General features: G+C 33.7%; 16 protein-coding genes. 12 read left to right on the top strand and 4 right to left on the bottom strand.

Going from position 1 to position 15,190, the window contains the following annotated elements; genetic code table 11:
- Positions 1 to 261: 261 nt before the first annotated feature.
- Positions 262 to 2,409 (bottom strand): endonuclease MutS2, encoded by a 2,148-nt coding sequence (locus J7E44_RS06790; RefSeq protein WP_214826962.1) that lies wholly within the window; start codon positions 2,407 to 2,409, stop codon positions 262 to 264.
- A gap of 79 nt (positions 2,410 to 2,488) precedes the next feature.
- Between J7E44_RS06790 and J7E44_RS06785 the strand changes: the two genes are divergently transcribed.
- From J7E44_RS06785 to J7E44_RS06775, 3 genes are all read left to right on the top strand, one after another.
- Positions 2,489 to 2,791, top strand: coding sequence for a hypothetical protein (locus J7E44_RS06785; protein ID WP_214826959.1), 303 nt, complete (start codon positions 2,489 to 2,491; stop codon positions 2,789 to 2,791).
- Between the two features lie 6 nt (positions 2,792 to 2,797).
- Positions 2,798 to 3,301 (top strand): GNAT family N-acetyltransferase, encoded by a 504-nt coding sequence (locus J7E44_RS06780; protein WP_214826957.1) that lies wholly within the window; start codon positions 2,798 to 2,800, stop codon positions 3,299 to 3,301.
- A gap of 79 nt (positions 3,302 to 3,380) precedes the next feature.
- Entirely contained in the window at positions 3,381 to 4,022 is a 642-nt protein-coding gene (locus tag J7E44_RS06775) for a uracil-DNA glycosylase (protein ID WP_214826954.1), read from the top strand.
- Here J7E44_RS06775 and J7E44_RS06770 read toward each other — a convergent pair.
- From J7E44_RS06770 to J7E44_RS06760, 3 genes are all read right to left on the bottom strand, one after another.
- Complete coding sequence (locus tag J7E44_RS06770; RefSeq protein WP_214826950.1) at positions 4,009 to 4,506, bottom strand: hypothetical protein; 498 nt, start codon at positions 4,504 to 4,506, stop codon at positions 4,009 to 4,011. The two genes, J7E44_RS06775 and J7E44_RS06770, sit on opposite strands and share 14 nt — an antisense overlap.
- A gap of 11 nt (positions 4,507 to 4,517) precedes the next feature.
- Positions 4,518 to 5,009, bottom strand: coding sequence for a DUF456 domain-containing protein (locus tag J7E44_RS06765; protein ID WP_214826949.1), 492 nt, complete (start codon positions 5,007 to 5,009; stop codon positions 4,518 to 4,520).
- Between the two features lie 75 nt (positions 5,010 to 5,084).
- Complete coding sequence (locus tag J7E44_RS06760; protein WP_214826948.1) at positions 5,085 to 6,272, bottom strand: carboxypeptidase-like regulatory domain-containing protein; 1,188 nt, start codon at positions 6,270 to 6,272, stop codon at positions 5,085 to 5,087.
- A gap of 273 nt (positions 6,273 to 6,545) precedes the next feature.
- On the opposite strand from J7E44_RS06760, the gene J7E44_RS06755 reads away from it, so the two are divergent.
- The 9 genes from J7E44_RS06755 to J7E44_RS06715 all read left to right on the top strand — a co-directional run bounded on the left by J7E44_RS06755 (position 6,546) and on the right by J7E44_RS06715 (position 15,161).
- Positions 6,546 to 7,808 carry a mechanosensitive ion channel family protein gene (locus J7E44_RS06755; RefSeq protein ID WP_214826947.1) on the top strand — a complete coding sequence of 421 codons (1,263 nt, stop codon included), beginning with the start codon at positions 6,546 to 6,548 and terminating at the stop codon, positions 7,806 to 7,808.
- 90 nt (positions 7,809 to 7,898) lie between these two features.
- Entirely contained in the window at positions 7,899 to 8,618 is a 720-nt protein-coding gene (locus J7E44_RS06750) for a pyridoxine 5'-phosphate synthase (RefSeq protein ID WP_214826946.1), read from the top strand.
- 103 nt (positions 8,619 to 8,721) lie between these two features.
- Positions 8,722 to 9,501 (top strand): alpha/beta fold hydrolase, encoded by a 780-nt coding sequence (locus tag J7E44_RS06745; protein WP_214826945.1) that lies wholly within the window; start codon positions 8,722 to 8,724, stop codon positions 9,499 to 9,501.
- 113 nt (positions 9,502 to 9,614) lie between these two features.
- Positions 9,615 to 9,884: a microviridin/marinostatin family tricyclic proteinase inhibitor gene (locus J7E44_RS06740; RefSeq protein WP_214826944.1), complete on the top strand. Its 270-nt coding sequence runs from the start codon at positions 9,615 to 9,617 to the stop codon at positions 9,882 to 9,884.
- A 43-nt stretch (positions 9,885 to 9,927) separates the two neighbouring features.
- Entirely contained in the window at positions 9,928 to 10,125 is a 198-nt protein-coding gene (locus J7E44_RS06735; protein WP_214826943.1) for a microviridin/marinostatin family tricyclic proteinase inhibitor, read from the top strand.
- Positions 10,126 to 10,216: 91 nt separating this feature from the next.
- Entirely contained in the window at positions 10,217 to 11,176 is a 960-nt protein-coding gene (locus tag J7E44_RS06730; RefSeq protein ID WP_214826939.1) for an MvdC/MvdD family ATP grasp protein, read from the top strand.
- Positions 11,166 to 12,173, top strand: coding sequence for an MvdC/MvdD family ATP grasp protein (locus J7E44_RS06725; protein WP_214826936.1), 1,008 nt, complete (start codon positions 11,166 to 11,168; stop codon positions 12,171 to 12,173). Before J7E44_RS06730 ends, J7E44_RS06725 begins: the two co-directional genes overlap by 11 nt.
- 210 nt (positions 12,174 to 12,383) lie before the next feature.
- Positions 12,384 to 13,397 carry an NAD-dependent epimerase/dehydratase family protein gene (locus J7E44_RS06720; RefSeq protein WP_214826934.1) on the top strand — a complete coding sequence of 338 codons (1,014 nt, stop codon included), beginning with the start codon at positions 12,384 to 12,386 and terminating at the stop codon, positions 13,395 to 13,397.
- Positions 13,398 to 15,161 carry an AMP-dependent synthetase/ligase gene (locus J7E44_RS06715; RefSeq protein ID WP_214826931.1) on the top strand — a complete coding sequence of 588 codons (1,764 nt, stop codon included), beginning with the start codon at positions 13,398 to 13,400 and terminating at the stop codon, positions 15,159 to 15,161.
- Positions 15,162 to 15,190: the final 29 nt, after the last annotated feature.

Genomic DNA, 15,190 nt, shown 5'->3' with positions numbered 1-15,190 from the left:
TGATATCCTATAATGATGATTCAATATATTAGTATAATTTTCATTAAAATATTAAAAACTAATAAAATGTGCCAACCAATGTTCAGGTCTCAAGTATTACAGCAACTTCAGCCTAAAGGAGTGTATTTTATTGAATTCAAAGGAAAAGAAAATAATAATATCAGGTTAAAATTTATTAAGAAGTGAGAGAAAAGAGAAAAGAGAGTGCTTGAAGTACTCTCTTTTGTTTTTTATTAAATTTAATTTGTTGCTAAATAAGCTTTAAATTCTCTCTAATTCATCGGCATTAATTGTGGTCTTAAAGGTTCCATAATTAACGATCACTTTATTTCTGGAAATTTTTTCAATAGTACCGACGCTTGTACTTCCCGGAATACGGACCCGTTGTCCTATTTTCATCCATACGGCGCGGTCTACTTTACGTTTCTCCTCTATCTTTTCATTCGTTTCAGCGATCTTTTCAATAACATCTTCTTTTTTGAGCTGCTGGGTAATTTTTCTTTTTACCACTTGAAGACGTTTTGTTTCATCTTTATCAGCACCCACTTTTCGAAACTTTTCCTGCTCCAGGATCTTTACGAAATCTTTCACCACATCCTTTCGGGATTTACCTTTTACGTAACTATCAACAAAGGCCTCAATTTTATTTCCGAATTGAAGTTTGCGGTGTTCATCTTCATATAATTTTTGGAAATTGAAAAGCTTTTGCTGGAGCTGTTCGTTTAGTTTTTGCAGATTGTCACGCTTATCTTCAACTGATTCTTTTCTTTCCGCAAGGTCTGTTTTAAGTTTTTCAACCTCAAATTTTTCCTGCTGCAGTTTTACAATCGTCTTATCAAGATTTACAATATCATGTTCTACTTTTTTCTTTGCAGAATGAATGATAAATCTAGGGATCTTATTTTTTTCAGCAACCTCAAAAGTGAATGAGCTTCCCGCTTGTCCGACTTCTAATTTATACATTGGTTCCAGCGTTTCCTCATTAAACAACATCGCTGCATTTTCAGCATTGGGAAGCTGCTCTATAACCAATTTGATATTGGTATAGTGTGTTGTTATAATGGCAAAACTCTTTTTATCATAGAAAAACTCAAGGAAACTTTCTGCTAAAGCACCACCTAATTCCGGGTCAGAACCGGTTCCGAACTCATCGATCAATAAAAGAGTATTGGCGTCAGACTCACGAATGATACCACCCATTTTCTTTAATCGGGATGAATACGTAGAAAGGTGATTTTCAATCGACTGATTATCTCCAATATCGGTCATGATCTTATCAAAGAAAAACATTTCAGATTTCGGATGAACAGGAACTAAAATTCCACTCTGAATCATTAATTGGAGTAATCCGACCGTTTTCAGCGTAATCGACTTTCCTCCCGCATTCGGTCCTGAAATACATATGATTCTGTTGTGTTCCGTTAAACTTAATGTCTGCGAGTGGATTGTTTTGTTTTCTGCCTTATTTCTCAACCATAGCAAAGGATGGAAGGCCTCTCTTAATCTGAGTGTTTTATGGCGGTTGATCTTAGGTAAAACACCATTAATCATTTCTGAAAACTTAGCCTTCGCCCTCGTTAAGTCGAGATCAAAGATATATTTCTGATATCGCCAAAGCTGAGGTTGGAATTCTGCTAATTCAGCAGTCAGCTTTCTAAGGATCTTATCAATTTCTTTCTTCTCTTCCTCCTCATTTTCTTTAAGCTTAAAATAATGGGTTACCACACTATCCGGTTGAATATATGTGATAGAACCGGTTTTTGAAAGTCCTAAAACTCTTCCGGGAACTCTTTTTTTGTATGCTGATTTTACAGCTAAAACCCTTTGGTCTTCAATAATACTTTCTCGGATATCATCTAAAAAATCACTTTGGCCATAATTGAACAATACACGATTGAAATTTTCCTGAATTGCTTTTTTAGCTTGCTGAATTTCTGTTCGTAACGTTTTTAAAATAGGTGAAGCTTCACTTTTCACTTCCCCAAAACGATTGAAAACTTTATCAACCTTATCAATGATCTCTTTTTTAAATTCCAGAACAGAAGCATCTTCCATAAGATTAGGGAAGGTATCAGGCATGGTTGGAAAGAATTTTTGTAGCTTTCCTATTTGTTCCGTTAAAGTTTTTATTTTGATGAAAGCGCTGTTTTCCAGACGGTAATTTTCGATCAGCATTAATTTAAGCTCTGCTTCAATATCTTCATATTCATCGAACGGAATAGCATTTGAACTTTCAAAACTAGAAAGATATTCTGAAGTTTTTTTCAAAGAAAGTTCTGCTTCGTCAATTTCCATCGGACGAAGGTGAAGGATTTTTTCTCTTGTTTTCGGAGAATACGCAAAAGGAGAAATTTCCGCGAGCAATTGCGGAAACTCTAATTCGTTTAAATCTTCTTTATTTATATACACACTGCAAATTTAGTGAGAAATTTGATTATTATGTATATTTGATTATTAAAGAGACCATTAATAATTTAAATACAAGACAGTGACAAAACTAATTATTAACCGTTCATCTGAATTTTCGAATGCTTTAAGATCTATAGGAATCTTTTTGGGAGATAAGAAAATAGGTGAGATTAAAGACGGAGAATCTAAAGAATTTGAAGTAATGCCAGGTATATATCAATTAAGAGCGCAAATAGATTGGTGCAGATCTAATGTAATCAACTTAGAAATCAATCAGGATGAGGTACTTCGATATAATTTAAGTGGTCGTAATCCTTTCTTATCTCTATTTTATGTTACGTTAGGGAAAGATCATTATTTAAAATTAAAGTCTATAAATTAAGCTGAGATGACCCTAGAAACCCAACGATTAATTTTAAAGGAGATTGATGAAACCTATGCTGAAGATATTCTAAAGATCAGAAGTAACGAGGTGATCAATAAATATGTTTTGAGAAATTCGCCCAAAACGAATTATGATGCATTGAATTTTATTTTAACGATTAAAAAAAATACTGAAAATAAGCAAACCCTTTATTTAGGTATTTCTTATAAAGATAAATCCAATCTTATCGGAACAATTTGCCTGTGGAATTTTTCTGAAGACCGAAAAGTAGCGGAAGTGGGTTATGAATTATTACCCGACTATCACAGAAAAGGAATAATGTCCGAAGCATTAGAAGCGGTTTTAGATTACGGTTTTAATGAATTAAATTTGCAGGAAATTTTAGCTATTACAAATAAGGATAATGAAAATTCAATTGGACTTCTTCTAAAACATCACTTTATTTTGGAGAGAGATAAGAAGGATGAAGGTTTTCCGGATAATATTATTTTTAACTTAAAGAAATAGTTAATCTATCATTTAGTATATACACCAGATGAAAATTGATTGTCAAATTAGTCCCTTTTCAAATTATTAAATCCAAACCATGACCTGGACAGAAATTTTAGCACCTATAAAAAGCACAGAATATTTTACTAATCTTTGGGGAAAAGTAAAGCAGGAGTATGCAACTACCAAAGTATTTCCACCTAAAAATCAAATTTTCAGGGCATTAGAAATCACACCTTTTGATGACATCGAAGTGGTGATTATCGGGCAGGATCCTTACCATAATGATCATCAGGCAAATGGTTTATGTTTTTCTGTTTCAGAACAGGTTACAGCTCCACCATCTCTTAAGAATATCTTTATCGAACTGAAGGATGATCTGGGAATAGTAAGAACTTCAAAAGAATTAGATGATTGGGGGAAACAGGGCGTTTTGTTATTGAATGCAACATTAACCGTTCGCGCTCATACTCCCAATTCCCATAAAGATCTGGGTTGGGAGACCTTTACCAATTATATCATTAAAGAAATTTCTGATAAAAAAGAAAATGTGGTTTTTGTTTTGTGGGGAGCCTTTGCACAAAAAAAAGCCGAACTCATAGATCCGGCTAAGCATTTTATTTTGAAATCGGCACATCCATCGCCATTTTCTGTATACAGAGGATTTTTCGGAAGCAAACCTTTTTCAAAAATTAATGAATATCTTGTTTCGAAAGGTAAGAAGCCTATCTCATGGTAGGTTTTTCACCAGTCTTTTTAATCGTAATTCCTATTTTATATTTTCCCGGAAGTGCTTTTGCTCCACTTTGTGAAGTAGGATAAGGGGCAACATCATTTAATGAAATCGTATATCCGTTAAACTCCGCAGATTTAAAATAATTTCTTCCCGGATTTTCTGTTGTAGCTAAAGTCAAAGTAACCGGTCTTGTTGTAGTTCCCATTACCGTAATATTGGCGACTGCCACACCCGCCCAGATACAATTGACACCCTCTGGACAACGACTGTCTTCAGAAATATTAGTAAAAGTAACATTCATTTGGTATTCTTTAAGAAATCTGTTCTCTCCCTCATTGAAATAAACAATGTCTCCTTCTTTGTTCATCGTTTTTTCTTTTGTGCTGGTTGTACCAGACGATTTTGTAGGTGATTTAGTCTCTTTTTGAGCATTACAGTTCGTAAGAGCCAACATACCTAAACTGAATAAAATGGTTTTATATAACATGGTAATCTATTTTAAATGTAATCGAGCATATCTAATACTACTACCAAAAACATTGCCACACCTACAACAAAACTAAATCCCGTACCATATATAAATCCAATGAAAGCTCCTTTTGTGGATTTAAGGGCTTTATCCATATCTTTGCTGTCGTGAAGTAATTCCCCTATAAATACTCCGGCAAACATGCCTATTAAAAATCCCAATGGAATAGGAATAAACATCCCTACAATGGTACCAACTACTGAACCTATACTTCCCCATTTTGTTCCACCATATTTTTTATTGGTTTTAGCGGGAATTACATAGTTTAAAACCGCGGAGGCAGCAGTAAGGATTCCAAAAACCCAAATATAAAGCATTGGTAAATCGGCATCCGTTCCAAACTTATAAATCAACAAACCGCAAAGGCTTAATAAAAGGCCTGGTAAAATAGGGAGGAAAGTTCCCAGCATTCCTAATATTAATAAAACAAGACAGAGAATATTAATTAACGTTGTATCCATTCTTTAAAATTATATATGCAAGATAAAAAAAGGTGGCCTTAAAAAAGCCACCTTTTAATATAAGTTTAAGATTTTCTATAAGTTTAAGATTACATATTGTAGAATTACGCCGGCGTTTCCAATGTTACCTGAAGCATGATTATGGAAAGTTGTGTAATAAATATACCCACTTGTTGAAGATCCTGAGCATGGTCCTATTGTAGCACCTAATGCAACCAAATAAGGAACTAATACCTGAGGAACTGAAATACTGATCTGGATGTTTCCAGGAAGAGTAATACAAACCGTTACAAATGTTGAATTCGGAGCATTTCCTATCGGAGTAGTTGGTATTCCTGTTGCTGTAAAATGATTGGTTCTGATCATTAAAGCGTCATTTGATGAAGTTTCTTTAACTAAAACTTCCCAATAAGCAGGATCATAATTAGTTATTTTTTGCCACGCACCTAAGTCATAATCGATATTAAGTGTATTGAACCCCAAAGCTGTTGTAAGTCCCGTATTAGTTACCGTAGCGCCTAGTGTACCTGAACTTCCGATATTTTTAGAGCATAATTTTGTATCAGGAACAAATCCTCCAGGAAGAGAACAGTTATTGGTATTGGTTGTTCCACCCACTAAGTAGGCAACGTCCCAATCTGAAGCGTAGATACTTCCTCCGTTAGCAACAAAAGTTGCTAAATTAGTATCAATTACAGAATAAAGTCCCGAATTTGAAGAGTAACTATTCCTTGAACCACAGTTAAGAAATATAATATCATACTGTGCAATAGTAGTTAGGTTAGCAAGATCGGTATTGGTAATTTCGGTGGCGGTATAGCCTAAAGTCTGAATAATATCCTCGATTTTATCATACGTTCCTTTTACGTAAGCGATTTTTGCAACCTGATTCAGTTTGGTTTGACTGGCGTCGAGATTTAAAGTTTCATTATCTTTTACAGTTGTGTTAATTTCCGTACGGAAATTACTACCATTACCTGTTTGGATATGAATGGTGTGATTTCCAACCGGAGCTTCCAAGGTAAAGTTACCATCTGCATCTGAAGTAGTGTAATAGATTTTATACTTGTCATCAAAAGTAAAAACTGAAGCACCTCCAATAGGTTTTGTTCCATTTTGTGACATCACCTTTCCGGTAAGTTTTCCGGTTTTTACAGCTGTAGGGCCAACATTTTGGGGAGTCATCACAGGATCGTCTCCTCCTGCACAATTTGTTAAAAGTGTGAATACACACAATAAAATAAATAGGTAGTGTTTTCTCATATCTAATTGATTTTGATTGGGTTAGTTTTGATCAAATTTAATAAATAATTAAATATAAAATTATAAAATATGATAAATTTTCAGTATTATTTATTTTTAATTAAGTTTTTTGGTGAATTTTTTATTTATTAATCCAAGTTTAAGAGGATTTAATAATATTAAAAAAAATGATTTAAAATTTTTATTAAATATTAAAAAAGGAAATTATTTGGGATGAAAATTGATGGAAAGGTTTTAATTAAAATCAGCCTTAAATTTCATAAATTTGCTATAATGAAAGACGAGTTACAAGACACCAAAGATTTTTTACAGGATATTAGTGATCAGGTCCACTATTTTGTAAGTGCTAATGTGCCCAATGACTTGGTGCTTACCTGCCAGATAATCCTTAAATTTTTATTTTTGGCCGGACTTGTTTATGTATTGGATTTTATTTTTAAAATTCTTGTTAATACTATATTTAAATATTTTTTTGACAAAGAGAAATATCCGGTTCTAAAATCAATTTATCAATCCCGAATTACCAATTCAATTGTTCACTTAGGAGCATTGAGTTTTGCAGAATATGCTTTGAAATCTGTTTTTTGGAGACATCCTAAAAGTTTTGAACTATTGGGATTGATCGTAAGTGTTTCTATTATTTTTGTCATTGCGGGAATGTTATTCAGAGCATTAACTGCCTTAAGGAATTATTTTGTGATCAAACAGGACTTTTATAAGATAATGGCTTTGAATGCTATTTCAGAGTCTGTAAAAATATTTGGTATTTTTATCCTTACTGTGGTAGGTATTTGTGTGATTTTTGGAATTAAAGGTGGGACAATATTAGGAAGTTTAGGAGCTATAACTGCTGTTTTGGTTCTCGTTTTCAGAGATACCATTTTAGGATTTGTTACAGGACTTCACGTGGCAACTTCTAAAAATATGAAAGTAGGAGATTGGATTGGTATCCCTAAATACAACATAGAAGGAAATATTGCAGATATCAGTCTCTTAACCACAAAAATCACAAATTTTGATAAGACAGTCTCTACAATTCCAACCTATGATCTGTTAACTACTGAGATAAAGAATCTTCAGATTATGTCAGAATCCAATACCCGAAGAATTAAAAAATCGATCTATTTCAATATCAATTCTTTTAAATTTTTAAGCGATGAGGAGATTGAACGGTTAAAAGATATTAATTTGATTTCTGAATATCTGGAAGGTAAAAGCGTAGAAATCAGAAAAGAAAAAGAGAAGCTTGCACATAAAGACAAAATTGTAAACGGAAGGCAATTAACCAATATTGGGGTTTTCAGATATTATGCACAAAAGTATATCGAAAATGATCCTGATATAGACAAAAAAGGAGTTATGATGGTTCGTCAGCTGGATATTACTCCGCATGGGCTTCCCCTGGAGGTTTATTGCTTCGCAAATGATTCCAAATGGGAACGTTTTGAACAGATTCAGGCAGATATCTTTGATCACCTTTTAGTCGCTTCAAAAGAATTTGATCTGCAGGTAATGCAGGTAACCGTAAAAGTTTAATTTAATGAGAGGTTAGACTTTAGATGTTAGATATTAGAAGCAACCTTATCTAACATCTAAGATCTGACATCTAACATCTACTTATAAAAAATGACAAAACTAAGCGTAAACATTAATAAAATTGCAACTTTAAGAAATGCAAGGGGAGGCGAAACACCAAGCGTTACAGAAGCAGCAATAAAAATTCAGGAGTTTGGAGGACAGGGAATTACCATTCATCCACGACCAGATGAGAGACATATTACAAGAAAAGATGTTTATGACCTGAAGCCTTTAGTAACCACAGAATTTAATATTGAAGGAAATCCACACCGTTCTTTTATCGATATGGTGCTGGAGGTGAAACCTGAACAGGTTACTCTTGTTCCGGATGCGGATGATGCTATAACTTCCAATGCGGGTTGGGACACCAAAAAGCATTTAGATTTTCTAAAAGAAATAATTGCTGAGTTTAAAAATGCAGGAGTTCGTACTTCAATTTTTCTAGATCCAAAACCTGAACTGGTGGAGTATGCTGCAAAAACAGGTGCTGACAGAATAGAGCTGTATACTGAAGCGTATGCAAAAGATTATCTTACAAATAAAGAACAAGCTATAAAGCCCTATCTTGAAACAGCAATTGCTGCTGGTGAATTCGGATTGGGTGTAAACGCAGGACACGATCTGAGTCTTGAAAATTTAAAATATTTTGCTAATACGATCCCTAATCTATTAGAAGTTTCTATCGGGCATGCTTTAGTTTCTGAAGCCCTGTATATGGGAATGGAGAATACGGTTCAGGCCTATCTGAAGAGATTAGCAAAGTGGTAAATTTAGATGTTGGATACCGGGTGTCAGATAGTAGACTTTAAATATAAAGTATACTGATCCTCTGGAATCTGTGGTCTGAAATTTAAAATCTTAAAAAAGAATTATGGAAATTTTACATTCAAAAATATTTGGCGAAGAAAAATCGTCTACACCTTTATTAGTATTCCATGGTTTGTTTGGAATGCTCGACAATTGGGGAAGTTTTGGAAAGGATCTGGGAGAATATCTTCCGGTTCATCTTTTGGATCTAAGAAATCATGGACGAAGTTTCCACTCAGAAAGTATGTCACATGATGACCTGGCAGATGATATTGCCAATTATATGGATCATTATGGAATAAAAAAAGCCCACGTTTTAGGACATTCTTTAGGTGGTAAAGCGGTAATGCAGTTTGCCATAAAATATCCGGAAAAAGTTGAAAAGTTAATTGTTGTTGATATTTCTCCAAAAGCATACCCTCCACATCATCAGGGAATTATTAAAGCTTTGGAAACTGTTGATTTCAATACAGTGGGATCAAGAAATGAAGTAGAAGCTGTATTAACTCAGTATATACCAGAAAAATCGACCATTCAGTTTCTGGCTAAGAATCTGTATTGGGATGATAATAAAAAATTGAATTGGAGATTTAATCTTAAAACACTATCTGAAAAATATAATGAGTTTGTTTCCAATGCGATAAAATTTGGAGTTTTTGAAGGAGAGACATTGTTTATTGCCGGAGAAAAATCCAATTACATTCTTCCACAAGATGAATATGCAATTAAACAACAGTTTCCAAAGGCGAAAATTGTGACGGTTAAAAATGCAGCTCATTGGGTTCAGGCTGATAATCCTGTGGATTTTAGTATGGTTGTTAAAAAATTTTTAGGGTTGGATTAATTTGATACTCTGTCTTTTATGTTGTTAAAATTTTCTTAAAAGAGTGATTTATTTTTTTTGAATGTGAAAATTTTGTACTTTAGATTTATCAAAAAAGTTAAAAATATTTACTTATGAAACCAAAAAAACTAAAAAAACCATTTTTTGCTTCTTTTCTAGAGAAACAAATTCAAGAGCCTGAGAAAGTAACCGGAGGCGGGGTTATTACTTCCATTAACGGAGATGTAATTACTATTCCTTCAAAAGATGACATTACTTCTGTTTTAGCAGATAATGTAACAACAGTAAGAAATGATAATGTTACATTGAAGTATCCTTCTGATAATGATGAAGGCGGACCTCTTCATCCTATAGATCCATCTTTACCGATCGATCATTTTTAATCAAATTTCAACAAAATATTAAGTCAAACCAAATTAAAACATTATGAAAAACAAGAGTTCAAAGAAAAAACCATTTTTCGCATCGTTTCTTGAGAAACAATTAAAAGATCCTCAATCTGTAACAGGCGGTGGACCAGACATTACAATTCCAGAAAGAGATGTTGTTACAAAGCCAACTTTAGATATGGCTCATACAATGAAATATCCATCTGATGGGGATGATGATGCTCCAACAGTATAATGAATTGTTTATATAATAGATAACAATATTTACAAATCATAATTAAAGGAAACTTACACTCTAAGTTTCCTTTTTTAATAAAAAGCAATAAATGATTCTTTGTATCACTCACTCCAATGATTTTTATAACATTGATATTTTCTTCGAATATCTTTCCTCTAAAAATATTCCATATTTCAGATTGAATTCAGATCATGTGAACCATCTTCAGGAAGTCAGTATTAACGAAAATTCATTTGAATTGACAGATGAGTATGGAAATACAGTCAGTTCCAATGACATTAAAGCGGTTTGGCACAGAAAAGGCTGGCGCATCAGTATTCCGGAAGAGTTGGATAATGATTATGTGAAAATTTTTGTAAATGAATATGGAAGTTTGCGATATAATCTTTACACAGCTTTAGAGCATGTCCCATGGATCAATCCCTTTGAAGAAGAAAAAAAAGTGGATGGAAATAAATTGTATCAACTGAAAATAGCAAAAAAGAATAATTTAACGGTTCCAAAAACATTGTTTTCGAATGATGAAGAAAAAATAACTGCTTTTTTCCATGAGCATTGTAATGGAAAAGCAGTCGCAAAACTTCATGGGGTCATTTCAAAATCGATGGGCGGAGAAGATTTACTTTCTACGACAATAATTGATGAAGATAATTTAGAATCAATTTCTGATATCGCTTACTGTCCTATGATTTTTCAGCCTTATATTGAAAAAGAATATGAATTAAGAATCATGTATGTGGATGGTGATTTTTTTACAGGAAAGATCAATAATAGTGAACATGCTGACTGGCGTGTCAATCAAGGAAATTATTTTTGGTCACCTTATGAATTGCCTGAAGATATTAAAGCTCATCTTTCCGGAATGATGAAAGAAATGGGACTTTATATGGGCGCCATTGATATGATAAAAGGGAGAGATGGAAATTATTATTTCCTTGAAGTAAACCCACAAGGAGAGTGGGGAATGTTACAAAAAGAATTAGATTTTCCTATTGCGGAAAGCATTGCCGATAACCTTATAAAAAGAATGAAAACCAATGAACAATAAAATTTTAATAATAACCCATACTGGAGATAATTTTTCAATTCTAAAAGTAACAGAATATATTGAAAAAAATGGCTTTGAGGTTATTCGTTTTGATGTAGATTTATATCCTCTACAAAATAAATTATCAACCACTTTCCAGGATGGAAAATGGATCAGCATTCTCGAAACTCCTACTGCTAAACATCGTTTAGATGATATTGCTGCTGTATGGTATAGAAGAGCCTATAATATGGGGGAGGGCCTGAAAGAAGAAATTGATGCTAAATTTTATGGTGCAGCAATGGGTGAAATTCGCACAACACTTTTTGGATTTTTAGAATCTATTGATGCGTATGCTTTGGGAAAACCAAGTGTCTACAGAAGATTAGACAGTAAGGAAGAACAGTTGAAAATTGCTGATAAAATCGGATTGAAAATTCCTGAAACCTGTATTACCAATAACCCTGATGAGGCAAGAAGCTTTATCCTTAAACACAAGAATGTGATAGGGAAGATGCAGGCTGGTTTTGCAATCTATGAAGATGGTGTAGAGAACGTGGTCTTTACGAATGTTATTGGAGAAGAGAAACTGGAAGAATTGGATACTTTACTCTATTGTCCGATGCAGTTTCAGACGAAAATCGAAAAGAAAAGAGAATTAAGAGTGACTGTTGTAGGCAGAGATGTATACGCTTTTGAGATCGATTCGCAACAATTTGAAGATGCAAAAGTAGACTGGAGAAAAGATGGTGTGAATCTTATCGATAAATGGGTGAGAACAGATCTTCCTAAAGATATTGAAACTAAAGTTCTCGAACTTCTGGATGTTTATAATGTTGATTACGGTGCATTGGATATTATTGTATCTCCTGATGATGAATATTATTTCATTGAAATTAATGGTGCTGGTGAGTTTTTCTGGTTGGATAATCTAACGGAAGAGAATCTTATTTCTAAAAGTATTGCTGATGTTTTGTGTGACAAGGCACCGAGAAGAAATAATATGGTTTTAGCTTAAAAAGTAAATTTTTATAAAGCCGGTTTTCCGTTACAATAACTATTCTAAGAATATATTTAAACTGATAATATTGATGAAATTAAGCTGAATTGTGCTTTAAAAATCGCAAATTTGCAAAAGTATTTTTTCACATTTTTAGGATGCAGCTGAGAATTGCTGAATCAAAAATATTATCATAATTTAGTCAACAATCAAGTAGGAATATAATTGATGGTTTTTGTAACGGGAGCAACCGGAATTTTGGGCCGCGTAATTATTTTAGAACTTCTTAAGAGAGGTAAAAATGTACGAGGCGCCAAAAGACCCACAAGTAATTTAAACGAAGTAAGACATTCGTATCAGTTTTATACTGAAAATCCAGATGATTTTTTTAACAAGATCGAATGGATAGATGTTGATTTTGACGATATCAATTCACTGGAAAATGCTTTGAAAGGAGTAGATGAAGTGTATCACTGCGCCGCAAAAGTAAGTTTTCATCCACAAGATGGAAAGGAGATGTACCATACAAATATCAAAGGTACTGAACGTCTTTTATTTGCCTGTGAAGGTTCTCAGGTAACAAAATTTCTACATGTAAGCTCTGTGGCTGTTTTAGACGGCTTCAATGAAAAAGGAGAGCTTGACGAAGATTCTGATTTTAATCCAAAAATTGATCATCCTGCATACGCCATTTCTAAGCATTTATCAGAAATGGAAGTATGGAGAGCTTCAGCGGAAGGTTTAAATACGATCATCATCAATCCGGCTATTATCATAGGCAGTGGAAACTGGACTCAAAGCAGTGGTGAGCTTTTTTCAACTTTTGAGAAAAATAATTTTACATTTTCTGGTGGTTCATCATACGTTGATGTTCGGGACGTTGCCAGGATCTCTATAGAACTTATGGAGAATAACATTTTTGGTGAACGTTTTATCTTGGTCTCTGAAAATAAAAGATATGCAGAAGTAGGTAATTATATCCGTAAAAAACTAGGATTAAAAGACGCCCGGATTTTATCCCAAGCAGAGCTTAATGCCGGAAGAACAGCCAATATACTCTTTGGTTGGTTGATTCCTAAATTAAAGATGGTTACAAAATCTAATATTGAATCTATCACTTCATTCAACACCATTTCCAGTCAAAGAATTAAAGAAAAGTTGAATTATCAATTCATTCCCGTAAAAGATAGTATTGATTTTCATCTCAATAATTACATTAACGACAAAAAGCTGAATAAATAAATGAATCTTGCAGAGGCTATTATCAGTAAAAATATAGAAAAGCATCCTTTAAAGTCAGCAATTGGTTTTAAAAGTAAAGAGGTTTGGAAAGAACTTAGCTGGAAAAAATTCAGCGAAATGATTTTTAAAACTGCCAATGCGCTTAAAAATGCAGGAATCCAGGAAAATGATAAAGTGGCTATTTATTCAGACAATTCTGCTGAATGGATGATGTTTGATCTGGCTTCATTGTCTATCGGAGCCATTACGGTACCAATTTATTCTACCAACAATGCAGAACAGGCGGAATATATTATCAGGGATTCTCAGGCTAAAGCTGTTTTAGTAGGAGATCAGGCTCAGTATGATGCTTGTTTTGAACTGTTAAGTAAAGAGGATAATGATCTTCAGACCATTGTTGTCACTAAAAAAGCAGTCTGGATAAAAAAAGAAAATGCATCTTATTTGGAAGACTTTATTGCAAAGGCGTCTCCAAAATTGGAAATCTCTAAAAAGGAATATGAAGATGTAGCTACATTGATTTATACTTCCGGAACCACTGGAACTCCTAAAGGTGTAATGCTTACACACGGTAATTTTGTAAAGGCTTTTGATGCCCACTTTGAGTTTTTTAAGTTTAAAAATTTCGAAGAAGAACTTTCACTGGCATTTTTACCATTAAGCCACGTTTTTGAAAGAAGCTGGAGCTTACTTTCATTGTATGGAGGGGCAAGGGTTTATTTTTTAGAAGATCCTAAAAATATTGCTAAAGCCCTGGTGGAAATAAAGCCAACAATGATGTGTGCGGTTCCAAGATTTTTCCAGAAGATTTATGCTGGAGTAAATGATATGGCAGCAGAAAGCTCACCATTTAAGAAAAAGATCTTTAATTGGGCTTTAGAAGTTGGTAAACAAACAGCCGAATTAAGAAGAAATGATCATCCTGCTCCATTTGGATTGAAAATTAAAGAATCCATTGCCAATATGTTGGTCTTTAGTAAGATCAAAGAGAAAATGGGTGGACGATTATGGTTTTTACCTTGTGGCGGAGCTTCTTTATCTCCTGAAGTGACCCGATTCTTTGAATCTGTAGGAATCCATGTGACAGTAGGATATGGTCTTACTGAAACTACAGCTACGTTAACTCTTTTTCCCTTAACTCATTTTGAACATGCTACCAGTGGGAAACCCTTACCCGGAGTTGAGGTTCGAATTAGCGATAATGATGAAATTCAGGCCAGAGGAAATGGGATTATGAAAGGCTACTATAATAAACCTGAAGAAACGAAAGCGGTATTTACGGAAGATGGGTGGTTTAAAACCGGGGATGCTGGAAAATTTGATGATAATGGAAATCTGATCATTACAGATAGGATCAAGGATCTCATGAAAACTTCCAATGGGAAATATATTGCCCCACAACAGATTGAGAATTTGCTGACCAATAATAATTATATCCAGCAGATTGTATTGATTGCTGAAGGAAGACAGTTTGTTTCAGCCTTAATAGTTCCTAATTTTGAATTTTTAGAAGACTATATCAAGAAAAATAATATTCCATTTACCAGTTGGGAAGAAATTGTTAAAAAAGAAGAAATTATCGATCTTTATAAAAATAAAATAAAAGAACTACAGGAGCATCTGGCAGATTTCGAGAAGGTGAAAAAATTCACCCTTATGCCTGCAGAATTTGATATTAACACGGGGGAAATCACTCCTACTTTGAAGATCAAGAGAAATGTAGTTCTGAAGAGATATGAAGATATTATTGAGAAGATGTATTAGTAGGTAGCCACCATTCGATGATTTTTATT

The organism is Chryseobacterium sp. ISL-6 (genome assembly GCF_018613715.1).
GTDB classification, from domain to species: Bacteria; Bacteroidota; Bacteroidia; order Flavobacteriales; family Weeksellaceae; genus Chryseobacterium; species Chryseobacterium paludis.
The sequence above is the reverse complement of the archived record's forward strand: the minus strand, read 5'-3'. Positions and strand labels throughout refer to the sequence as shown.